Source organism: Pseudomonas syringae pv. tomato str. DC3000 (genome assembly GCF_000007805.1).
GTDB classification, from domain to species: Bacteria; Pseudomonadota; Gammaproteobacteria; order Pseudomonadales; family Pseudomonadaceae; genus Aquipseudomonas; species Aquipseudomonas avellanae.
In genome coordinates, this window is the sequence record NC_004578.1 from 642663 (window position 1) to 665000 (window position 22338).

A 22338-nucleotide genomic window follows, 5' to 3' on the forward strand; every position below is an offset into this window, starting at 1 on the left:
GGCCCAGTTGAAAGGATTTCCGGCACGGCTTATGGAGGCGCATCAGTACGACGAGCTTACATGTCCAAGCTGTCCGGCGGGTCTAGTAGGCCATTTTTTTTGCCCCACATATACATGTTATAGCTCAGCGATGCGGGGTGTCAAAGCGTGGCCTCATACTCTCTTTTGTGGTTGTACGGAAGAGAGATGGATTATCTGCAGACGCTTGGGCAGACCCTAAGGGAAATTCGAGTTGATGCCGGGCTTCGAAGAGAGGATTGTTCCGGGGCGCTCAGCCGCGAATACCTCGCGAACGTAGAACTAGGCCGTCAAAGCATCTCTATAGCCAAACTCGTATCCTTGTGCGAGTGTTTAGGTATACCTCCGAGCCTCGTTCTTACCACCGTAGAAGCTCGTCTGGCCATGTTGAAGCTAGAACAGTATCAAGCAAGCCAAGAGCGTCAGGTGAGGGAGTATGTCGGGGCCGGAAGGTTGCGAAGCGAAGCTAGTAACGGAGGTGCCCGAGGCGTGAGAGGCAAACGTGCCGAGAACAATCGAAAGGCCGTTCAATCCCTGCAGTCCTTAGGCCGTACCAAGACGGAAATCGCACGCGAACTCGGCATCGGAACTACGACCGTCGACAGGCACTGGCGAAAATCCGACTCTTCTGAGTCGACCTAATTTTCAAAGCGTAATAACGCTCATAGCTTCGTCGTTTGGGATCGGCAACTTATGGTTGGAGGTACACCGCGGCTGACTGTACTTCGGGCTATGCGTAACGGACGTAAGCGTCCGGCCAAGTCATCTACGAACCCAACAAACGCCGCCGTCAGCACGGGGCCACCGAAGATTACGCCTGCGGCAATACAGCTGCTGTACCCTAAATATTCGATTGCGCCCAGCCCTGCGGCGAGCAACTGCTGGGGGCGTTGCAATAATCGCTGCTGGGCGCGATACAGGGTCACGCTACTGCCCCCAGGCACCCGCGATTAGAAACCTGATGATCGTAAGGTCGTAAATGCTGCAGACGCCAGTGACGTCAGGGGCTATGAAGTTAAGAGCCCAAGCCAGCGTCGTGAAAACGGCGAGTATCACTCCGGCGATGATATTTGAACGGGCGGTGACCAGTAGCTGAAATCCAATAGGGTGCCGCTCATATTGCCCACCGTCGCAGGTGTCCGCGCTTGATCCGGTTCTTGAGACTGCGCAGTGGGATGATCCTGGTTCCGCTTATGCGAAGTGATTCCATTTCCTCAAAACGATCGCAACGCTCCGGATCATCGGGAAAGCCTGTTGATATGCGCAATTTAATATCCGCATATCCATATGTATGTATTGCACAAGCAGCCATCTCAGGCTTCCCAAATCGCATCAGGACACACAAGATCAGGCGAAAAAAATGGAAAAATGTTAGCGCAAAAAAAATCATATAAATCATAAGCTTATATCTTACTAATAGTTAGGGTCATTCAGATATAACGACGGCTGCGTCATCGCCCGAAGTTATGACGCCAAGCCATTCGTAAAGATGGGTGCACCGTATTTTCAAATAAAAAATGTTCTGCGCCAGAACGGAGTGGTCGCATTCAGCAGCAACTACGCGCTGTAGTAAGTTAGGTGGAATGCTTCTGGGCTACGCTTATTCTGTCGACGTTCTGGGGGATTGGCCATGGCCTCTACTGCCTCTTATGAGCACGTGCTTCACCGCTACCCTAGCGTTCAGGAATGGCTGGAACTGCTCGGGAACCTGGGAAGAGCGCCGGCTACCTTGGAGGCGTATGGCCGGGGGTTAGCGCACTACCTGCTCCACTGCGAGGCCTCCAGTCTGGAGGCTGAATCCATCACATTTGAGCAAGTCACGCTCTACATCCGTCGGCTACTGCCCGGGCAAGAAAACGCGGTGGCGAACTCGACCTTGCACCAGCGCCTCACCGCGATCCGCCTGTGGTACGACCACCTGGTGTTTCAGGGGCGTTGCGCACAGAATCCGGTACCTCGCGACCAGCACGGCCGCCTGTGTCAGATCCCTGGACATTCAGGGTTTGTGAGAGGGCTGGTGCCTCGCCTGATAAAGCTGCCCGACATCCCCACGGATGAGCAGTGGCGTTACTTTCTCAGCATTGCGGCCAGGTCGTCTATTCGTGATCGACTTATGCTCTCGTTGGCGTACTGCGGTGCGCTCCGTCGTGCCGAACTGGTGGGCCTGAGAATCGAAGACCTGGATCTCGCCCATCGACTCATTTCAGTGCGCGCAGAAACGACCAAAGGCCGACGCAGCCGTGTCGTGTGCTACAGCCCTGACATTGCGCCGATACTTGGGACGCATCTTCATGCCCTTCGTCTGGCCGGTTGGTCGAAAGGAGCCCTGTTTCGATCCGAGTCTGATCGCAATCGAGGTTCGGCACTCACGCGGTGGACGTGGAGTAAAACGGTAGAAAGATGGGCCAGAGACTCAAATCTGTCATGCCTTAGCACACACACTTTTCGTCATCTGCGACTCACGCATTTGGCTCGTGCGGGGTGGAAACTGCATGAGTTGACGGCCTATGCAGGTCACCGGGATCCGAAGACCACCTTGATTTATGTGCACCTGTCGGGCGCGGACCTGACTGCAAGATTGGCGCATTCGGTGGGTAGTCTGGACGCCCGACTGTTCGCTGAACTCTTCAAGTCGGAGTAATCGTCAAGGGAGCATTATTGACCATGAGCTACGTGCCATTTGATGTGGATCATTATGAGCGTCAAGAGGAATTGTCGGATCTGGAGCGGACTATACTCTCGAATCGTCGGTATCGTTCTGACTGGGCCTATCTACAATCGAGTGTACCCAGACTCGTTATTCCTCTAATTGATCTCGTGGCACACGCTGGCGTTTCGGATCGATTGGCGGTCTCCTCTGTGTCCGTCATTCTCTGGTACGTTAGTAGGACTGATATCCCCTATTGGTCTTGGTCAGAAATGCAGTGGCTGGCTCTCCTCGATACCCAAGCTGGGTCGCGCCCTTATCTGGCAGCAGTCGCATACCACATGGGAGGTTTTCGTACGCCAAAGCGCATTACCAAATTTCGCCAATCTGCGATTTATGCATCATTCATTTTCGGGCACAAGATATTCAAGGATGAGCTCACTCGTTTAAGCACGGTTTTGAAATCACTGGGCTACACAGCGCGTCATCTTGAAAAATTCCTGAGTGGCGTGCTGGCGGCATTGATGTTGGAAAACGGCGACCCTCGGCTTGAAACTTTCACGGAAGTGCTTTTGATTAAAGGCCAAGGCCATCGAAGCGTGGGCATTGCCAGGCTGGTTGGCAAAGTCTCCCATGGTCTAGCTGCGCTGGGTATTCTGGATAAACCGTTACGCAAGCGTGGCTATGCTGACTGGCGTGAAAAGAGTATCGAGGGTATTGACCCTGTCTGGGTCAGTTGGTGTCGTCGCTGGCGAGACACCTCAACCTTACGTCCCCGGACACGGGAAAGTAACTACAGCTTCATGTTGAGAACCGGCATCTGGTTGACGCGCGAGCAGCCGTGGGTGAGCTCCCCCGTCGATTGGAACACATCAACCTGCGCGGCCGTCATCGCGGCGATTGACCGGATGACCGTTGGTGAGTGGGCTTTGGAGTCAGCGCTCGGTACGAAATTGAAAGGACTTGGTCAACCGATTGCACCGAACTCAAAACGAGCGTTTCTGCATGCCTTACGCCGTTTTTTCATCGACTTTGAACTGTGGGGCTGGGGACGCCTAAAGTTCAGCCCCCGTCATTACCTGGCCACACCCCGTACTGTGGCGTTCAACTCGGGTATCAATCCACGCGTTATCGACGACTCCAGCTGGCTCAAGCTTATCTGGGCGAGCCTAAACCTGGAGCGTAAGGATTTGCTCTCGGAAACTCACTACCCCTTGGCGATGGTTCAGGCGGCGTCTGTGGTGTGGACACACACCGGGCTACGCAGTAATGAAATTATGCGGTTGTCCGTGGGGTGTGCGCATGCCCAGCCCCATGAGGTGGTACACGAAGACGGAACCACAATTCCGCCAGGGACCTTGTGCTACCTCGATATTCCAGCCAGCAAGACGTTCAAGGCTTTTGTCAAACCTGTGGCGGTGGTGGTTAAAGAGCGAATCGACGTCTGGCTTCAAGAAAGACCGGTGAACCAGGCACCGCTTGTGGATGAACGAACCGGGGAGAAGGTCAGTTACCTTTTTCAGTTTCGGGGCAAGCGCATGGGCGCGGGCGTCATCAACCGTACGATTATCCCGATGCTATGTGCAAAGGCCGGTGTCCCGCTAGACGATAGTCGGGGTCGTATTACCAGCCATCGGGGGCGCGCCTCGGTCGTGACTGCATTGGCGAGTGTTCCACAGGGTATGTCGCTAATGGAGCTTATGCAGTGGTCCGGGCACAGTTCGCCCAGTTCTACGCTCCATTACATCCGCATCCGCCCCACCAAGCTGGCGGCATCATTTGTTAGAGCGGATCAAATGTCGCACATGGTGTCAGTGCTTATCGACCACGACGTAATCGCGCGCCATTCATCTGACCCCTATACCTTTTATGATCTGGGCGATTCGTACTGTTCAAATCCGTTCTGGAGCAGTTGTCCCCATCGAATGGCGTGTGCCGGCTGTGATTTTAATGTCCCTAAAGCCAGCGCCCGAGCGCAGGCCTTGGAAAGTAAAGCATCCATCGGACATTACTTGGAGGCCGTGCCTCTAACTGCCGATGAGCGGGCTATTGTCGAAGGTGACCTAGCAAAATTGGATGGGCTTATACGCAAGCTCGATGATGTACCGACGCTGGATGGCAGAACGCCCAGTCAAATCGAGGCGAAAAAAAATCGATAATCATGGGCGTCCTAATTCGGCGTTTGTCTTAATTCCTTCTGTGCGAAATTAGATATAATCGCCTGTGCTCATCGCTAAAAAATAACTTACAGTAGGTTGCCCTATTGATGTGCCCTGTACTTCATGCGCAGAGGCAGGCCGTGTTCAGCTCGGATGGAGTTCTCTGACGGTTTTTTTGTAAGTGAATAGCGGTACTTATCTAATCCAACGGCCCTAAGTTCCTCTTTGCCAGATCCCGTACGTGGATTATAGCGATCTCCGCCATCCGCTAAGGAGCTGCCACCTAACACATGTCGAGCATGAACGAGCTCATGAGCTAGGGTCGTGATTTTGTCGTCGTTATCCATTCCAAGGTGTAACGGTGAGCCATTCTGATTTAAGCGTATGCTTGCTTTGTCTGGTGACCAGCCAATAATCGCGTTGCTTCCTTCACCTTTGGTAAAGGTCCCCTTTCGTGATAGCTGTGATGCAATGTGCCGGTTCTCGTTAAAGTTTTCTGGTTCGTACTTTTCCAGTTGCCTCCTGCTCAGAACAGCTTCGGTATAACACTGGTTATTTATTTCAATCTCTTTTAGCGTGACTTTTCTATCTTTTTGACTGGCAAGAGTGGATATTTTTCGCAATAGCTTATCGCCAGAGGGTGCGGCGCTGATATGGTCAAGTGCTTCCTCTGCTTGTTCTTTAAATGTGTGAGCTGCTGTCGGTTCGTTACTGAGGGGGGCGATATAGATGCCTGGATATCGAGACGGAGTGATCATAGTTATCCTGAAAGCTAATTGAGTTGATCTGACGAGTATGTGATTGCTTGAGATTTAGCCTGTTGGTGTTACTCCAGTTGCTTCTGAAATAGTTTGGTAGGGAGTCCAATGGATCATCCAGGATTATCTGAAAATTACACTCCCGTATGCATACATCTACGTCAAAAATATGTTGCGGTCCTTGAGTGGCCCTCGAGATGGATTCGGTTCCATAAAAAGGTTATGTAGTCTCCAATCAGCAGATGTCTTTCAGACGCCGAATGCGCGGCAAACGCAAAAAAAACCGCCGTGAAAGCTTCCTCATAGAGATAGATCAGGTCGTGCCTTGAATGGCTTGACCAAATTGATCAAGCCTCACTATCGCAAAACGCGAGGGCGCCGTTGGACAAATGACATGCGCTAATTGGCGATCCGATCTCAGGCGATGCAATCCTAGACTGGTTGGTGCACAACGCTTATCATATCGAGCTGAAGGGCGAATCGATGCGCAGATGCGCAAAAAAACGACGGCAGGGACTTCAGACTAAAAATGTAATCTGCTGGGCTTCGACGGCCTGTCCAAGTGAGCGGAGCGTGGAGCGAGTGTCCAAATAATCGGGCTGGGTCTCCAAGTGTAGTGGAATCCACAAGGTAGAGCTTGGAGACTTCAAGTCAGTGTATTTTTGAAGCGAATACTTGAACGCCGATTAAAGGCAGCCCATCTGCCGATGATATGTTTTCGATAGTATCAGCCAACGCTTTCGAGTGTGTATGAAACTCTCCGAGATTGGGATCAAATAAGGTCGCTCTTTTGCCATCTGATGATACAGAAAAGCCCAAAGCGTGGGCAATTTCTTGGCTGTATATCACCATTACCCCTCTCTTATTTTCTACAATTGCATCACATAAGGAGCTTAGCGCAGCTTCATCTGTGCTCACCTGCCGCCCTGACTGCTTACACGCAATTAGGAAGGGTAGGCCTGAGTTCGACTTGTCCTCTAGAACAGGTTGAAGCTTTAACCCCTTCAACTCAGCAGCTTGCAATAAACTTTCTGTGCCAGCCATCGCGCCACTTGATACTCCGGGGTTTGCGGAAGCTTGCTCCATCAGAAATTTGTGCTCAGTCCGATAGAAGTTATGAACAGTACGAGCATGCACCACCCCTTCAAAGGAACCCAGAAACCTCATTCTTTCTGCCGATGCATAGGGCGTAACATGATCTTTCCCGGCATGAATCATGTTAATCCAGCTCAATGAAAGGCCAAAGCACATTGCACGCTGACTGATGCCATGATTATTCGTGCAAATATCCTGATCGAATCTCGCCAATGTAATTGACGACAATTGGGTCGGAAGCTTTTTCCACCGTCCATCACTGAACTGTGCAGGATCAGGCATTTGATTCTCGACCGAAGCCGAAGACCCAGCTTGAACAGTGGTTAGGCTTGGGTGTTTTCCGATGTGTCCAGACACGATTGTCATATTTTCAGCGCCCTATTCAAAAAGATGCGAAATGAGTGGTTTCATAAGCGGTTCAGTTCCCTGACTTTTCTGAAGTGGGGGCAGCCTGTTTTTCTTGGGTTTGGTACGTAAAATCAGGAACGGTTTTATGCCGCGTATCATGCTATAGAAATCAGTAGGCCAAGACGGCAAAGCATGATCCTGCTTACCAAGCTCCACTGTCTCTCCGGACCTTTGGTTGAATTTCCATTCCACATAAACGGCGACATGAGCGAACGGATCATGACGATCATCGAGTCCATGGTGCCGGCCTCAGAGGTCTACAGCATCGACGAAGCGTTCGCCGATCTGACCGGGATGCCGGGTAACCTGACAGAGTTTGGCCGCTTTATCCGATCCACCATTCTAAAATGTACTGGTATTCCGGTTGGTATCGGGATTGCGCCCACCAAGACGCTCGCCAAGCTGGCTAACCACACCGCCAAGAGGCTGCTTGCCCAAACAGGAGGGGTCGTCGACATTTGTGACCTGCACAAGCGCAACTGGGTGCTGCGCAATACGTGTGTGTCAGAGGTGTGGGGGGTAGGAAAGAAGATGAAAGCGCATCTGGAGGCAATGAATATCCGGAGCGCAATGGACTTGGCCAAGGCCGACGCGCGGACCCTCCGCACCAGGTTCAGCGTCGTCATTGAAAAGACTGCGCGCGAGTTGGCCGGCACGTCGTGCTTGGAAATGAGTGAGGCGGATCCGCCAAAGCAGGAAATCTGCAGCAGTCGAATGTTTGGGCAGCGGCTGACCGCTATCGAGCCTATTAAGGAAGCGGTGGCCACTTACACACAGCGTGCCGCCGAAAAGCTGCGTGCCCAAAACTCGCTGTGCAAGAAGATGCGCGTCAGCATACGTACAGGCATGTTCAATCCGGACGAACCCAAATATGCGAACGGCGCGATGATCGAGCTGCCGTATCCCACAAATGACGTACGACTGATGACGAAAGGTGCGACCGAAGCGGTCAACCGGCTGTTCCGCCCAGGGTACAAGTACAGCAAAGCAGAAGTGCTGCTGCTCGATCTTCGCCAGCCTGGTGAGTTCACGGATGACTTGTTCGCGGCGTCGCAGCCAGCGGCGGCAGAAAAGGTAATGGGCGTGCTGGACGAGATCAATGCTCGCTGGGGTAGAGGGACGCTGAGAACCGGAAGCGTGCCTACTAATCCCGAGTGGGCAATGCGTCGCGACATGATGAGCCAGAGCTACACCACAAGGCTTGATCAGCTTTGGACCGTCCGAAGTGAGTGATCAATTCTGCATTAGACAATGCGTTGTTAAGCCCCCTCTAAGTTGAAGCATCAGGTCATCAGCGGGGTCGGGCGTGCCTCCCGTCCTGATATCAGCAGGTTTGCTATCGTACAATGATATTGCACCGCAGGATTGGGTACGCTACTGTCCTGCAACCTCCAAATGAGACTCCCTCCGTGCCGTTGGTCAGCAGACTCTTGATGCGCGTTATCAAGGCCCATGCCCGCTGGCGTTGGCGTGCCTGAATTTTCATCCCGCCGATTCCGGCCTCCTGTGCTTATTACCGACTACCTGCGGCGCAACACAACCGTTACCAAGCAAACATAGTAGCGGGTATAGAAGCGGGTACAGGAATTCAGGAGGCTAAATAAAAGTGAGCAAAATCAAAAGGTTGATAGCAAAATGTTGCTGATGATCGATAACTACGACTCCTTTACCTACAACGTTGTGCAGTACCTCGGTGAGCTGGGGGCAGACGTCAAAGTCATTCGTAACGACGAACTGACCATCGCGCAGATCGAAGCCCTCAACCCGGAGCGCATCGTGGTTTCGCCCGGCCCGTGCACGCCCAACGAAGCCGGTGTCTCGCTTGAAGTGATCAAGCACTTCGCGGGCAAACTGCCGATTCTGGGTGTCTGCCTTGGGCATCAGTCCATCGGCCAGGCGTTCGGTGGCGATGTGGTGCGCGCGCGTCAGGTGATGCACGGCAAGACCAGCCCGGTGGTGCACGAGGACGGCGGCGTATTCGCAGGTTTGAACCATCCGCTGGTGGTAACCCGCTACCACTCGCTGGTGGTCAAAAGCGATACCCTGCCCGAGTGTCTGGAAGTGACGGCATGGACGGCACTGGAAGACGGCTCGGTTGATGAGATCATGGGCCTGCGTCACAAGACACTGAACGTTGAAGGGGTGCAGTTTCACCCTGAGTCGATCCTGACCGAGCAAGGTCACGAGTTGTTCGCCAACTTTCTCAAACAAAGCGGCGGCCATCGTCAGGGCTAAGGATTTTTTATGAGCACCCCCATGAATATCAAAAGCGCGCTGAACCGCGTGGTCAACCAGCTGGACCTGTCCACTGACGAGATGCGCGACGTCATGCGCGAGATCATGACCGGCCAATGCACCGAAGCGCAGATCGGTGCGTTTCTGATGGGCATGCGCATGAAGAGCGAGACCATCGATGAAATCGTCGGTGCGGTTTCTGTCATGCGTGAGCTGGCCGACAAGGTTGAACTGAAAACGCTGGATGGCGTTGTCGATATCGTCGGCACTGGCGGTGACGGTGCGAACATTTTCAACGTGTCCACCGCGTCGGCTTTCGTGATTTCAGCGGCGGGCTGCACGGTGGCCAAGCACGGCAACCGCGCGGTGTCGGGTAAAAGCGGCAGTGCTGATTTGCTGGAGGCGGCGGGGGTTTATCTGAACCTGACGCCTGTCCAAGTGGCGCGCTGCATTGACAGCGTCGGCATCGGCTTCATGTTCGCCCAGTCGCATCACAGCGCGATGAAACACACGGCCGGCCCTCGCCGCGAGCTGGGGCTGCGCACACTGTTCAATATGCTCGGTCCGTTGACCAACCCGGCTGGCGTGCGTCATCAGGTTGTCGGCGTGTTCAATCAGGCACTGTGCCGCCCGCTGGCCGAAGTGCTGCTGCGTCTGGGCAGCAAGCATGTGCTGGTGGTGCACTCGCAGGACGGGCTGGATGAATTCAGTCTGGCGGCGCCGACGTTCGTCGCTGAACTGAAAAATGGCGAAGTGACGGAATACTGGGTGCAGCCTGAAGACCTGGGCATCAAGAGCCAGAGCCTGTATGGCCTGGCGGTGGAAAGTCCGGCGCAGTCGCTGGAGCTGATTCGCGATGCTCTGGGTCGGCGCAAGACCGAGATCGGGCAGAAGGCTGCGGAAATGATCGTGCTCAATGCCGGTGCTGCGCTTTATGCTGCCGATCATGCGACCAGCCTGAAAGAAGGCGTGGCGCTGGCCCATGACGCACTGCACACCGGCCTTGCGCGGGAAAAACTGGATGAGTTGGGTGCCTTCACGGCGGTATTCAAGCAGGAGAACGAAGCATGAGTGTGCCAACCGTACTGGAAAAAATTCTTGCCCGTAAGGCCGAAGAGATCGCTGCTCGTCGCGCTGTCGTGAGCCTGGCCGAACTGGAGCAACAGGTTGCCAACGCCGATGCGCCGCGTGGCTTTGCCAATGCGCTGATCAATCAGGTCAGGCTGAAACAACCAGCAGTGATCGCGGAAATCAAGAAAGCGTCGCCAAGCAAGGGCGTCATCCGGGAAAACTTTTTGCCGGGCGAGATCGCCAGAAGCTATCAGGCTGGGGGCGCTACCTGTCTCTCGGTACTGACCGATGTCGATTTTTTCCAGGGTTCGGACGCCTACCTGCAAGAAGCGCGCGCGGCGTGCAATTTGCCGGTGATCCGCAAGGACTTCATGATCGACCCTTATCAAGTGGTCGAGGCGCGTGCGCTGGGTGCAGATTGCATCCTGCTGATCGTCTCGGCGCTCGATGACGTGCAGATGGCCGAGCTTGCCGCCGTTGCCAAGGGTGTCGGCCTGGACGTGCTCGTTGAAGTGCATGACGGTGACGAACTGGAACGCGCGCTGAAAACCCTCGACACCAAGCTGGTCGGCGTCAACAACCGCAACCTGCATACCTTCGAGGTCAGCCTGGAAACTACGCTGGACCTGCTGCCGCGCATTCCGCGTGATCGCACGGTGATCACCGAAAGCGGCATTTTCAACCGCGCCGACGTCGAGCTGATGGAAATCAACGATGTCTACTCGTTCCTGGTAGGCGAAGCCTTCATGCGTGCCGAACAGCCCGGCGCAGAGCTGCAGCGGTTGTTCTTCCCGGAGCGCAAGCCGGCAGCGGGCGGCCCGGCTGTCGACTGACTGTAGCGTGCCAAATATTACTCTGAGGTCCGGCATGCAAGACTCGATCATCGACATCTGTGTCGAACAAGGCTTGCAGGCCGAGCAGGATCTGCTGGCGTCGGTATGTTCCGGTGCTTCCGGGCATGGGTTGCTGCTCTGGCGGCCCAGTGACCGCGCGCTGGTCATGCCGCGACGCATGAGCCGTCTGCCGGGTTTTACCGAAGCCAGCGAAACCCTGGCCGACAATAGATGGCCCGTTCTACTGCGTGAGACGGGGGGCGAGCCCGTGCCGCAATCCTGCGCGACGGTGAATATCGCGCTGGTTTACGCTCAGCCGCCTGCGGACACTGACAGAGACCGGATCGAAACCGCTTACCTGCGGCTGTGTCAGCCGATTCTGGACCTGCTCATCGAACTGGGGGGCAAGGCGTCATTGGGGGAGGTGGCAGGCGCATTCTGTGACGGGCGTTTCAACGTCAATCTCGAAGGCCGCAAGATGGTCGGAACAGCCCAGCGCTGGCGTCAGAGTCAGGGCGGCACGCGTCCTGTGGTGCTGGCTCATGGAGCGTTGTTGCTGGATGACGAGCGGGTGCCGATGGTGGCGGCGGTCAATCGTTTCAATGAACTCTGCGAGCTTGACCAACGGGTGCGTGCCGACAGTCATATTGCCCTGCATGAAGCGTTTCCGGATGCTCAGGTGCTGGAGCGTCTGGCGCAAGCCTACCGGCGCCTTCTCGCCGACCTCTGAATAGCACGCACTCAGCGCGTTCCGTAGACCACCATCGTTTTGCCTTTGACGTTGACCAGACTCTGTTCTTCCAGCGCCTTGAGTACGCGGCCGACCATTTCCCTCGAACAACCCACGATGCGTCCGATTTCCTGGCGGGTAATCTTGATCTGCATGCCGTCCGGGTGGGTCATGGCGTCCGGCTGCTTGCACAGGTCCAGCAACGTACGGGCGACGCGTCCGGTGACATCGAGAAACGCCAGATCGCCCACCTTGCGCGTGGTATTGCGCAGGCGCTCGGCCATCTGACTGCCGATGGCGTAGAGAATTTCCGGGTCTTTTCGGGTCAGCTCGCGAAAGGTCTCGTAGGGTATCTCGGCGACCTCGCACTCGGTCTTGGCACGCACCCATGCGCTGCGCACGGATTCATGCCCCGGCTGCTCGAACAGGCCCAGTTCGCCGAAGAAGTCTCCGTTGTTGAGGTAGGCGACAATCATTTCCCGCCGTTCGTCGTCTTCTATCAACACCGTGACGGTGCCTTTGAGGATGAAGAACAACGACTCGGAGCGATCTCCCGCACTGATGATGTTGGTTTTCGCGGGGCAGCGACGCCGCTCTGCATGGGGCAGCAGCTTGTCCAGACCGTTCGCTTTGGGTGTAAAGCTTATTGCGACCATGCGCGACTTCCGAAATAAAGACTATGGCCAAATGGCATACTTGTAGGTATCGGCTGCGCATGCATTCTCGCCAGCTTTTCGAGGCCGTGCGGGTGCTATTTGCGAATGTTCCTACACGTTTCCTACAAAAAGCATTCTTTTCCCGGCCCCAGACACCTTTTGGCGCTGTGCTAAGCTGACAGCCCCTTTTTTACAGTGGAGTCTTGGCGATGAAGGCACGCATCCAATGGGCTGGCGAAGCCATGTTCCTCGGCGAATCCGGCAGCGGTCATGTGGTGGTAATGGACGGTCCGCCTGAAAGCGGCGGTCGTAATCTGGGTGTCCGGCCAATGGAAATGGTGCTGATCGGTCTGGGCGGCTGCAGCAACTACGATGTGGTGAGCATCCTCAAGAAGTCGCGTCAGCCGATTGAAAGCTGCGAGGCTTTCCTTGAAGCCGAGCGCGCAGATGAAGACCCGAAGGTGTTCACAAAGATTCATCTGCACTTTGTCGTCAAGGGCCGTGGCCTGAAAGAAGCACAGGTCAAACGTGCCATCGAGCTGTCTGCCGAGAAGTACTGCTCGGCTTCGATCATGCTCGGTAATGCCGGCGTCGAGATCACTCACGATTATGAAATTGTCGAGCTCGGTTGAGCGCCAGACATCCAACGATCATAAAAACGGCGCACACTCTGGCAGACGGCTTCGGACGTCTGCATAATGCGCCACTTTTTCAGGGCGCAGCATGTACTGGTTTTCTGCTGCCGGCCCGAACAGACAACCAAAATCGCCAACGCGAAGAGGTGTTAACCGTCCTACGCAGATGAGCCGGGCTCAGCTGACGGGCATGCTTGATCACGCGGCTGGCGCCGCACACATATAGAGAGTTTTTAACGGTGAAAAGCAAACTCAAGCTCCACGGGTTCAATAACCTGACAAAGACCTTGAGCTTCAACATTTATGACATCTGCTATGCGGAAACCCCGCAGGACCAGCAGGCGTACGTCGAGTACATCAACAGTGTGTACGACGCAGAACGCCTGACGCGGATTCTGACTGATGTTGTCGATATCATTGGTGCCAACATCCTGAACATTGCGCGTCAGGATTACGATCCACAAGGTGCCAGTGTGACCATTCTGATCTCCGAGCAGCCGGTGACGCCTACCGAAAGCCAGATCGAAGAGTCGCCAGGTCCATTGCCGGAAACCATCCTGGCCCACCTGGACAAGAGCCACATCACGGTGCATACCTATCCGGAAATTCACCCGGTAGACGGTATTGCAACGTTCCGCGTAGACATCGACGTGTCGACCTGTGGCGTTATTTCACCGCTTAAGGCGCTGAACTACCTGATTCACAAGTTCGAGTCGGACATCGTGACCGTCGATTATCGCGTGCGCGGCTTTACCCGTGACGTGGAAGGCAAAAAGCACTTCATCGATCACGAGATCAACTCGATCCAGAATTACCTCTCCGAAGACACGCGCAACGGTTACCAGATGACCGATGTGAACGTGTATCAGGAAAACCTGTTCCATACCAAAATGCTGCTCAAGCAGTTCGAACTGGATAACTACCTGTTTGGCGACGCTACCAGCAACTTGTCTGCCGAACAGCGTGAGCAAGTGACCGCCAAGGTCAAACACGAAATGCTGGAAATCTTCTACGGTCGTAACGTAGCGGTGTAAACCCGGATTTCAGGCATTGAAAAGGCGCCTCTTGCAGGCGCCTTTTTTGTTCTTGCGGCGTCAGATGCGATAGGTGGACTTGGTCATGACCTTGGCCAGCACGCCCATACCGAATTTGACCGGAGCCGGGAAGCGGAAACCGCCTGCTTCCAGCGCGGACTCGGCGTGGTGTTCTTCGTCGCTGAGCATCTGCTCCAGAATCGCCCGGGACTTTCCGTCCTCGATCGGCAATTGCTCCAGGTGCTCACCCAGGTGCTTGCACACCTGATCCTCTGTCGCGGCGACAAAACCCAGGCTGACCCGGTCGCTGATCACCCCGGCTACCGCGCCGATCCCGAAAGACAGGCCGTAGAACAGCGGGTTCAGCACGCTGGTGTGGCTGCCGAGCTGATGAATGCGTTGCTCGCACCAGACCAGGTGGTCGATTTCTTCTTCGGCTGCATGCTCCATTGCCTTGCGCACCTTGGGCAGCTTGGCCGTGAGCGCCTGCCCTTGGTACAGCGCCTGGGCGCAGACTTCGCCGGTGTGGTTGATGCGCATCAGGCCGGCAACGTGGCGTGTGTCGACGTCGCTCATCTTGTGATCGGGCTGGACGATGGCAGGGGAAGGGCGGCGTGAATGAGCGCTCGATGGCAGCAATGTGCGCATTGCGCTGTCGGCTTGCAGTAACAGACGGTCGATGGGGGAATATTGACGTTCGGTAGCCATGGGCACCTCCGGAAGATCATGGGGGCAGTTTACCCGAATCGGCCGGAGGCGGCAGGGCTTGTGTCGGCCGGTCGGCGAGCATCGAAGTCGCTGACCGGCTGCACAGTCCGCAAATGCGGGATCAGCCCGGCGGCCAGCTCATCTGGCGCTGACCCAGTACGTGCATGTGAATGTGATAGACGGTCTGCCCGCCCAACTCGTTGCAGTTCATGACCACACGGAAGCCTTCCTCACAGCCCAGTTCGATCGCCAGACGCTGCGCAGTGAACAGGATATGCCCGGCCAGGCCTTTGTCTTCTTCGGTCAGGTCGTTGAGAGTACGAATGGGCTTTTTCGGGATGACCAGAAAATGCACCGGTGCCTGTGGGGCGATGTCGTGAAAGGCCAGTACCTGATCATCTTCATAGATGATCTTCGCCGGGATCTCCCGATTGATGATCTTGGTAAACAAAGTTTCCACAGCCGTTTGCTCCTTGTCGGTTGATGGGCGTCGCGGGTGTCGCGGTGCTGCATTGGGGTCGAGTGTACTGAGCGGGACGCGGCTCGCCCAGTCGTTCGTCCATCAGCGCGGGCAGTACTTCTTGTTGATGTAGCCGCTGATCTGGCGAGCCAGCCAGCGTGAAACCAGACGCGGGCTTAAGGTCCACAGCCTGTTACTGAAGCCTGGAACGATCACCGCGCGGTTTTTTTCGAGTGCACGAACGGTGTACAGCGCCACTTCTTCGGCACTCATCAGGTTGTCGACGTTCACTTGCAACTGTGCGGTGCGGAAAAAAGCGCTTTTGGTCGGGCCGGGACACAATACCGACACCTTGACCCCGGCTTTCTTCACTTCCTCGCGCAGCCCTTCGGAAAAGTGCAGCACGTACGCCTTGCTGGCGTAGTAAGTGCTCATCCACGGCCCGGGCTGAAACGCAGCCACCGAAGCGATATTGAGAATCTGCCCGCCACCCTGAATAGCCATCAGGTTACCGACCGTATGGCAAAGCCGTGTGAGCGCGAGGATGTTCAGGTCGATCAAGTCCTGTTCGGCACTCCAGTCCTGCGCCAGAAACGGTCCGCAGGTGCCGATGCCCGCCGCATTCACCAGCAGGTCAATCTGATGCGCGCCGTCTTCCAGTTCCAGCAGGAAGCCCGAAAGACGAAGCGGCTCACCGAGGTCGCATGCGCGAAACAGCACTTCTACGCCGAAACGCTGCGTCAGCTCCAGGGCAATTGTTTCCAGCAGATCGCGCTGGCGGGCAACGAGGATCAAGCTGTGACCGCGACGTGCCAGCGCCTCGGCCATGGCCAGACCTATGCCGCTGGAAGCGCCGGTGATCAGGGCGTAACGGGTCATGCAGTTCTCCATCGTACGTATTGCGCCCGGCGGTCTGCCGAACCGTGAGCGTTCTATTGCTTGTCGTTCTGGTCTTGGGGCTCTTCAATGACATCCGCCGGCGCGTTCAAGGCACTGCCAGGTTCTTGTTCATCGTCGTAAGGCAGCGATTGCTCGTACTCGTCGGTTTGCAGTGCCAGTTCTGCCTCGGCCAGTTTGCCAATGCTGTAGTAGATACTGGCCACCGAGATAACCGGGATCATGGCAATCCAGATGATGCCCAGCACCTTGACGCCCCGCGTGTTGGGCGGCGGTGGCGGGCCGTACTGGTTGGCGCCTCGGGTGCCCGGCAGCAGCATGATCAGGAAGGGGAACAAACTGCCTACGAACGGTACCAGGTTCAAAAGCAGGAGCCAGCCGGACCAGCCCAGGTCATGCAGCCTCTGCACGCCTATCATTACGCCGATGGTCACAAATACCACCACCAGGACCGCGATCAGCAAACCACCGGCGACCAGCGACCAGTTCAGCACTATCAGCGCCAGTGCTATCAGTGCCACCAGGGCGACGCACTGAACCATGCTCCATGCCAGAAAGCGCAGGCGTCCTATGCGGCCATTGGTGGTGAAGACCTTGAGCGTCGAGTGCCCGTAATGCTCACTGCCTACCTGAGCCTTGGGGGGCGCATACGGGGAGGCATCCTGGGGCGCCTGCCTGGCGGGAGTCCAGGGCGAGGCCTGGTTGCCGACTTCATTGAGGTTGAAACTGATTGCCTGATCGGGCTCGATACGGGCTTCAACACCTGCCTCTTTCAGGGCTTCTATGTAGCGCTCGGCTTCTGCATGGACCAGGCCGCGCTTTAACGCAATGGGCTCGCCGTTGAACAGTTTCTGAACGGCCGCCGTTTCACTCTTGAACAGCCCGGCCAGATTGGCCTTTGCGGTCTCCGGCTCTACGCCGTCACGCACCTGCCCTTCAAACATGATCTTGAAGAGGGTATCGGTCATACAGGGCTTCCTTGTCTTGAATTGAAAACAGTGCCGGACGTCTCTGCGCGGGCGAGACGTCCTGTTACATCACCGATCAGGCGCAAACGGCCTTCGGGTCAGAAGGGTTTGACGATGACCAGAATCACGATGGCGATCAGAATCAGCACCGGAATTTCATTGAACCAGCGATAGAACACATGGCTGCGACCGTTTTCGCCACGGGCGAAGCGTTTGACCTGCGCGCCGCAGACATGGTGATAGCCGATCAACAGGAAAACCAGCGTCAGCTTGGCGTGCATCCAGCCCTGGCTGAAATACCCGCTGGCATCGAAGCTGATCAGCCAGCCGCCGAAGACCAGCGTCGCGATCATTGCCGGGGTCATGATGCCACGGTACAACTTGCGCTCCATCACCATGAAGCGCTCGCGGCTGACGCTGTCCTCGCTCATCGAGTGGTAGACGAACAGTCTCGGCAGATAGAACAGGGCTGCAAACCAGCAGACCATCGAAATGACGTGCAGCGCTTTGATCCATAAATAGAGCATTTTTGGTTATTCCCAGGTTCACGGTGGCCGAATAGTAGTGTCTTGTAAGGCCATACGTCACGTTGTCGGTTGTCGTAGAGGCGATAGGCTCCTATTATCGACCGCTTTCCAGTTGTTTCGTTGAGGGCAGGTTATGGTCAAGGTCGGTATCGTCGGCGGCACGGGTTACACCGGGGTAGAGCTGCTGCGTCTGTTGGCACAGCATCCGCAGGCAGAAGTCGTGGTTATTACCTCGCGCTCGGAGGCCGGCCTGCCAGTCGCCGATATGTACCCGAACCTGCGAGGTCATTACGACGGCCTGGCCTTCAGCGTGCCTGACGTGAAAACCCTGGGTGCCTGTGACGTCGTGTTCTTCGCCACGCCGCATGGTGTTGCTCATGCTCTGGCGGGTGAGCTGCTCGCAGCCGGCACCAAAGTGATCGACCTGTCTGCCGACTTCCGTCTGCAGGACCCGGTCGAGTGGGCCAAGTGGTACGGCCAGCCGCATGGCGCGCCGGAATTGCTGCAGGATGCGGTTTACGGGTTGCCGGAAGTCAATCGCGAGCAGATCAGGAACGCGCGGCTCATTGCTGTGCCTGGCTGCTACCCAACGGCTACCCAGCTGGGTTTCCTGCCTCTGCTTGAAGCAGGCATTGCCGATAACACGCGCCTGATTGCCGACTGCAAGTCCGGCGTCAGCGGCGCCGGTCGCGGTCTGAACATTGGCTCGCTGTATTCGGAGGCCAACGAAAGCTTCAAGGCGTACGCCGTCAAAGGCCACCGTCACCTGCCTGAAATCACCCAAGGGCTGCGTCGCGCTGCCCGTGGTGATATCGGCCTGACCTTTGTCCCACATCTGGTACCGATGATTCGTGGCATTCATTCCACGCTCTACGCGACGGTCACGGATCGCTCGGTAGATTTGCAGGCCCTTTTCGAGAAGCGCTATGCCGACGAGCCGTTTGTGGACGTGATGCCTGCGGGCAGCCACCCGGAAACCCGCAGCGTACGTGGCGCCAATGTCTGCCGCATCGCTGTGCATCGCCCGCAGGATGGCGATCTGGTTGTTGTGCTGTCGGTCATCGACAACCTGGTGAAGGGTGCATCGGGGCAGGCGGTTCAGAACATGAACATCCTGTTCGGTCTGGATGAGCGCGCCGGGCTGTCTCATGCGGGGATGATGCCTTAGAGGGGCAGCTTTGAGAGGGGCAGCTTTGAGCTTCGAGCGGCAAGCTTCAAGTGGTAAAGCGAAGACCGGCCAGCCCATGCTCTTGTAGCTTGTAGCTGCTCCCGATCAAATAGTTGACCGATTTTCTAGGAGAAGCGGATAATGCCGTCATTACGCATTACGCATTACGCATTACGACGGCTAACGCCGGGAGATATCTGACATGAGTGTCGAATCCTTCACGCCTACCGCTTTGGAGTTCACTCCAAATGCAGCGCACAAGGTGAAAACCCTGGTCGACGAAGAGGGCAACGATCGCCTCAAGCTGCGTGTTTTTGTAACGGGCGGTGGTTGTTCCGGTTTCCAGTATGGCTTCACGTTTGATGAAGACGTGGCAGACGATGACACTATCGTCGAGCGCGAAGGCGTCAGTCTGGTGGTTGATCCGATGAGCTTCCAGTATCTGGCGGGCGCAGAGGTGGACTATCAGGAAGGCCTGGAGGGTTCGCGCTTCGTGATCAAGAACCCCAATGCCTCCACAACTTGTGGTTGCGGTTCTTCGTTCTCGATCTGATTGAGTGCTGCTTCAAACAAAACGCCGCTCATTGGAGCGGCGTTTTTGTTTGCGGCATAAGGGTCAGGCGGGGTAAATAGCGCCCAGAACCCTGCGGCCTTTGGCGCCGGTTACCGTTGGACGGTTCGCCGGCACACCTTCAAGGCAGCAATGAGCCAGCCAGGCAAACGCCATTGCTTCAACCCAGTCAGGGTCCACGCCGAATTTCTCGGTGCTGTTGACCTCGGTGTCTGGCAACAGCTCAGCCAAGCGCTTCATCAGCGCCTTGTTATGTGCGCCGCCGCCACAGACCAGAAGCTCCTTGGTGACCGCCTGGGCTGTTTGCAGCGATTCGGTGATGGTCAGCGCCGTCAGTTCCAGCAGGGTGGCTTGCACATCTTCCGGAGCCAGCGTTGGCAGCTGAAAGAGGTGGTGGTGCACCCAGCCCAGGTTGAACACTTCCCGGCCGGTACTCTTCGGGCCCTTGGTCAGGAAAAACGGATCGCTGAGCAGTTTTTTGAGCAGCTCGGGATCAACTTTGCCGCTCGCGGCCCATGCGCCGTCCTTGTCATAGCTTTCGTGGCGCTGCGATTGTATCCAGGCATCCAGCAGCACATTGCCGGGCCCGCAATCGAAACCCTCAACCGGGCGATCGGATTCGATCAGGCTCAGGTTGCTGAAGCCACCAATGTTCAATACCGCGCGGTGGTCTTTATTGTCGTCGAACAACGCCTCGTGGAATGCAGGCACCAGAGGTGCGCCTTGTCCGCCTGCTGCGATATCGCGGCGGCGGAAGTCGCTGACCACGGTAATCTCGGTCAACTCTGCAAGCAATGCGGGGTTGCCGATCTGAATGCTGTAGCCGCGCGCAGGCTCGTGGCGGATGGTCTGGCCGTGGCTGCCGATGGCGCGGATATCGGCGACAACCTTGTTTTGCTCTTTCAGCAAGGTCTGCACGCCCTGTGCAACCAGTTTGCACCACTTCTGTTCGGCAATTGCCGCACGAGCAAACTCGTCCGCGCCGCTGGAGCAAAGCCCCAGCAACTCGGCATGCAGGTCTTCCGGCATGGGAATGTAGTGAGTGGCCACAAGCCTTGAACGGTCATCCTGCTTCAAAAGGGCGATATCAATCCCGTCGAGACTGCTGCCAGACATCACACCTATATAGAAGAAGTCCATGGATTACCTTTTATTCGAGGCCAGCGTGGTGGCCTTTTCCTGATCCATGCGCGCCATTAACGGCTGGCTTTGCTGCATGAACCGCTGTTTTTCGGATTTGGCGATCGGATCCGCCATCGGAAGCTTCTGGCCCAGCGGGTCTACATGAACACCATTGACCTGAAACTCATAGTGCAAATGCGGGCCAGTCGACAGGCCTGTCGTTCCAATATAGCCGATTACCTGACCTTGCTTGACGGTTCCACCGGTTTGTACACCTTTGGCGAAACCCTGCATGTGGCCATACAGCGTACGGTAGGTGTCGCCGTGCTGAATGATGACTGTGTTGCCGTAGCCGCCGCGACGGCCAGCCAGCAGAACCTTGCCATCGCCGGTCGCCTTGATCGGCGTACCGCGTGGCGCCGCATAATCGACGCCTTTGTGCGCGCGTATCTTGTTGAGGATCGGGTGTTTGCGACCCATCGAGAACATCGAGCTGATGCGGGCGAAGTCTACCGGTGTACGGATAAACGCCTTGCGCATGCTGTTGCCGTCGGCGGTGTAGTAATTGGTAGTGCCTTGTTTGCTGGTGTAACGCACGGCCGTGTAGGTCTTGCCGCGGTTGGTGAAGCGGGCGGAAAGAATATTGCCTGTGCCGACGCTTTTGCCGTTGACTACTTTTTGCTCGTACACCACATCAAATTCGTCGCCCTTGCGGATGTCCTGAGCAAAGTCGATGTCGTAGCCGAAGATATTGGCCATGTCCATCGTCATGGTGTGCGTCAGACCAGCACGTTGCGCGGATTGCGAAAGGGAGCTGTTGATCACGCCGTGTACGTAAGCGTTGCGCACGTTGGGCTTGCTGATTTCGCGATTGAACACGAAGCCGGAAGCCGATTTCGACAGGCTGATGGTCTCGAGTTCGCTGAGCTTGGTGTGCAGTTGTTTGAGCTGGCCATCCGGCGACAACTCGAACTGCAGGGTCTGCCCGTTCTGCAGCTTGCTGAACTGCCTGGCTTGCTTGTCGCTGGCCAGAACCTCATGAACCGTGGAGGCGGGCAGGCCGACTTTTTCAAACAACGTCGAAAGCGTGTCGCCCTTGCTGACAGTGACTTCCCGATGATTGGGGTCCTTGGCAGCGGCCGGAGCCGGTTTTTCTGCCTCCGGCTGTGCGGTGGCGGTGTTCTGAGCCTGATCGTCAGCGTTGTCGATCTGGGCAAATGGCGATTCTGTGGTTTCAGGTGTGGCTTGAGTGTCTTTCGCAGCGTCTTGGTCTTGTACGTCCTGATCTGGCATCTCCAGATCAAGGGCAAGGTTCGTTCGTTTGGCTTCGACTTCGCTTGAAGGGAAAACCAGGAGAGCCAGGCTCAACAACGCGGCGATGCCGCTTGCAGCGAGCAGGTGACTCTTCGGATAAAGCGGGGGCGCTTTAGGCGGTGTGTCTTTCATAGGTAATTTGACTTTGAAAAAGGTGAAATGGAAAAGATGAATGACATGATGAAGATGAAATAACTGTATAAAATATAACCAAAACCTGCTCGAAGCAACCCTTCCTGCGGATCAGTTGCTGATTCGCGGGTGAACGCTGGGCAAAACTTGTAATTGGGCTCTGATCTTGTAAGGTTGGTTCCCTTTGAATTG

Annotated in this window: 21 protein-coding genes and 3 pseudogenes; 14 read left to right on the forward strand and 10 right to left on the reverse strand. The window is 56.0% G+C overall.

The window, feature by feature from the left end:
• Nucleotides 1–186: 186 nt before the first annotated feature.
• The 4 genes and pseudogenes from PSPTO_RS03075 to PSPTO_RS03085 all read left to right on the forward strand — a co-directional run bounded on the left by PSPTO_RS03075 (nt 187) and on the right by PSPTO_RS03085 (nt 4824).
• The gene (locus PSPTO_RS03075; RefSeq protein ID WP_046463945.1) at nt 187–660 is read left to right on the forward strand and encodes a helix-turn-helix domain-containing protein; all 474 of its coding nucleotides are present in this window, start codon (nt 187–189) and stop codon (nt 658–660) included.
• 796 nt (nt 661–1456) lie between these two features.
• Nucleotides 1457–1585: pseudogene (locus tag PSPTO_RS30140) on the forward strand (DNA polymerase V subunit UmuC); the annotation flags it as partial.
• A 63-nt stretch (nt 1586–1648) separates the two neighbouring features.
• Nucleotides 1649–2659, forward strand: coding sequence for a tyrosine-type recombinase/integrase (locus PSPTO_RS03080; RefSeq protein ID WP_011103210.1), 1011 nt, complete (start codon nt 1649–1651; stop codon nt 2657–2659).
• Nucleotides 2660–2682: 23 nt separating this feature from the next.
• Nucleotides 2683–4824 (forward strand): tyrosine-type recombinase/integrase, encoded by a 2142-nt coding sequence (locus PSPTO_RS03085; RefSeq protein WP_011103211.1) that lies wholly within the window; start codon nt 2683–2685, stop codon nt 4822–4824.
• A gap of 101 nt (nt 4825–4925) precedes the next feature.
• Here the strand turns inward: PSPTO_RS03085 and xopG are convergent, their stop codons facing one another.
• Nucleotides 4926–5582: a XopG/HopH/AvrPtoH family type III secretion system effector gene (gene xopG, locus PSPTO_RS03090; RefSeq protein WP_011103212.1), complete on the reverse strand. Its 657-nt coding sequence runs from the start codon at nt 5580–5582 to the stop codon at nt 4926–4928.
• A gap of 369 nt (nt 5583–5951) precedes the next feature.
• Here xopG and PSPTO_RS30145 point away from each other — a divergent pair.
• Nucleotides 5952–6109: pseudogene (locus PSPTO_RS30145) on the forward strand (ATP-binding protein); the annotation flags it as partial.
• 124 nt (nt 6110–6233) lie between these two features.
• Here PSPTO_RS30145 and PSPTO_RS03095 read toward each other — a convergent pair.
• Nucleotides 6234–6959: a YopT-type cysteine protease domain-containing protein gene (locus PSPTO_RS03095; RefSeq protein WP_226992679.1), complete on the reverse strand. Its 726-nt coding sequence runs from the start codon at nt 6957–6959 to the stop codon at nt 6234–6236.
• A gap of 324 nt (nt 6960–7283) precedes the next feature.
• On the opposite strand from PSPTO_RS03095, the pseudogene PSPTO_RS03100 reads away from it, so the two are divergent.
• From PSPTO_RS03100 to PSPTO_RS03120, 5 genes and pseudogenes are all read left to right on the forward strand, one after another.
• Nucleotides 7284–8318, forward strand: a pseudogene (locus PSPTO_RS03100) (DUF4113 domain-containing protein); the annotation flags it as partial.
• 402 nt (nt 8319–8720) lie between these two features.
• Nucleotides 8721–9320 (forward strand): aminodeoxychorismate/anthranilate synthase component II, encoded by a 600-nt coding sequence (locus tag PSPTO_RS03105; RefSeq protein ID WP_005767895.1) that lies wholly within the window; start codon nt 8721–8723, stop codon nt 9318–9320.
• A gap of 21 nt (nt 9321–9341) precedes the next feature.
• On the forward strand, nt 9342–10391 hold the full coding sequence (gene trpD / locus PSPTO_RS03110; protein WP_011103215.1) for an anthranilate phosphoribosyltransferase: 1050 nt from the start codon (nt 9342–9344) through the stop codon (nt 10389–10391).
• On the forward strand, nt 10388–11224 hold the full coding sequence (gene trpC / locus PSPTO_RS03115; protein ID WP_005767891.1) for an indole-3-glycerol phosphate synthase TrpC: 837 nt from the start codon (nt 10388–10390) through the stop codon (nt 11222–11224). The genes trpD and trpC overlap by 4 nt, the downstream gene beginning before the upstream one ends.
• A 34-nt stretch (nt 11225–11258) precedes the next feature.
• Complete coding sequence (locus PSPTO_RS03120; RefSeq protein ID WP_011103216.1) at nt 11259–11954, forward strand: lipoate--protein ligase family protein; 696 nt, start codon at nt 11259–11261, stop codon at nt 11952–11954.
• Nucleotides 11955–11965: 11 nt separating this feature from the next.
• Here PSPTO_RS03120 and crp read toward each other — a convergent pair whose 3' ends face one another.
• Entirely contained in the window at nt 11966–12610 is a 645-nt protein-coding gene (crp, locus tag PSPTO_RS03125; RefSeq protein WP_005614181.1) for a cAMP-activated global transcriptional regulator CRP, read from the reverse strand.
• A 209-nt stretch (nt 12611–12819) separates the two neighbouring features.
• Between crp and PSPTO_RS03130 the strand changes: the two genes are divergently transcribed.
• Together PSPTO_RS03130 and speD are read left to right on the forward strand one after the other, a co-directional pair.
• Entirely contained in the window at nt 12820–13242 is a 423-nt protein-coding gene (locus tag PSPTO_RS03130) for an OsmC family protein (RefSeq protein ID WP_005767887.1), read from the forward strand.
• A 242-nt stretch (nt 13243–13484) separates the two neighbouring features.
• Nucleotides 13485–14279: an adenosylmethionine decarboxylase gene (speD, locus tag PSPTO_RS03135; protein ID WP_002551946.1), complete on the forward strand. Its 795-nt coding sequence runs from the start codon at nt 13485–13487 to the stop codon at nt 14277–14279.
• A gap of 60 nt (nt 14280–14339) precedes the next feature.
• Here speD and coq7 read toward each other — a convergent pair whose 3' ends face one another.
• The 5 genes from coq7 to hemJ form a co-directional block, all read right to left on the reverse strand.
• Complete coding sequence (gene coq7 / locus PSPTO_RS03140; RefSeq protein WP_005767884.1) at nt 14340–14987, reverse strand: 2-polyprenyl-3-methyl-6-methoxy-1,4-benzoquinone monooxygenase; 648 nt, start codon at nt 14985–14987, stop codon at nt 14340–14342.
• A gap of 121 nt (nt 14988–15108) precedes the next feature.
• Nucleotides 15109–15447, reverse strand: a complete 339-nt coding sequence (locus tag PSPTO_RS03145) for a histidine triad nucleotide-binding protein (protein ID WP_005767882.1) — start codon at nt 15445–15447, stop codon at nt 15109–15111.
• A 102-nt stretch (nt 15448–15549) separates the two neighbouring features.
• Complete coding sequence (locus tag PSPTO_RS03150) at nt 15550–16326, reverse strand: SDR family NAD(P)-dependent oxidoreductase (protein ID WP_005614190.1); 777 nt, start codon at nt 16324–16326, stop codon at nt 15550–15552.
• Between the two features lie 53 nt (nt 16327–16379).
• Nucleotides 16380–17312 (reverse strand): DUF805 domain-containing protein, encoded by a 933-nt coding sequence (locus PSPTO_RS03155; protein WP_011103217.1) that lies wholly within the window; start codon nt 17310–17312, stop codon nt 16380–16382.
• 98 nt (nt 17313–17410) lie between these two features.
• The gene (hemJ, locus tag PSPTO_RS03160) at nt 17411–17839 is read right to left on the reverse strand and encodes a protoporphyrinogen oxidase HemJ (protein WP_003377457.1); all 429 of its coding nucleotides are present in this window, start codon (nt 17837–17839) and stop codon (nt 17411–17413) included.
• A 133-nt stretch (nt 17840–17972) separates the two neighbouring features.
• Here hemJ and argC point away from each other — a divergent pair, with 133 nt between their 5' ends.
• Complete coding sequence (argC, locus tag PSPTO_RS03165) at nt 17973–19007, forward strand: N-acetyl-gamma-glutamyl-phosphate reductase (RefSeq protein WP_005767875.1); 1035 nt, start codon at nt 17973–17975, stop codon at nt 19005–19007.
• 202 nt (nt 19008–19209) lie between these two features.
• Nucleotides 19210–19560 carry an iron-sulfur cluster insertion protein ErpA gene (erpA, locus tag PSPTO_RS03170; RefSeq protein WP_002551953.1) on the forward strand — a complete coding sequence of 117 codons (351 nt, stop codon included), beginning with the start codon at nt 19210–19212 and terminating at the stop codon, nt 19558–19560.
• A gap of 63 nt (nt 19561–19623) precedes the next feature.
• Here erpA and PSPTO_RS03175 read toward each other — a convergent pair whose 3' ends face one another.
• Nucleotides 19624–20718 (reverse strand): anhydro-N-acetylmuramic acid kinase, encoded by a 1095-nt coding sequence (locus PSPTO_RS03175; RefSeq protein ID WP_005614195.1) that lies wholly within the window; start codon nt 20716–20718, stop codon nt 19624–19626.
• A gap of 3 nt (nt 20719–20721) precedes the next feature.
• Entirely contained in the window at nt 20722–22146 is a 1425-nt protein-coding gene (locus PSPTO_RS03180) for a peptidoglycan DD-metalloendopeptidase family protein (protein WP_005767873.1), read from the reverse strand.
• Between the last annotated feature and the right edge of the window lie 192 nt (nt 22147–22338).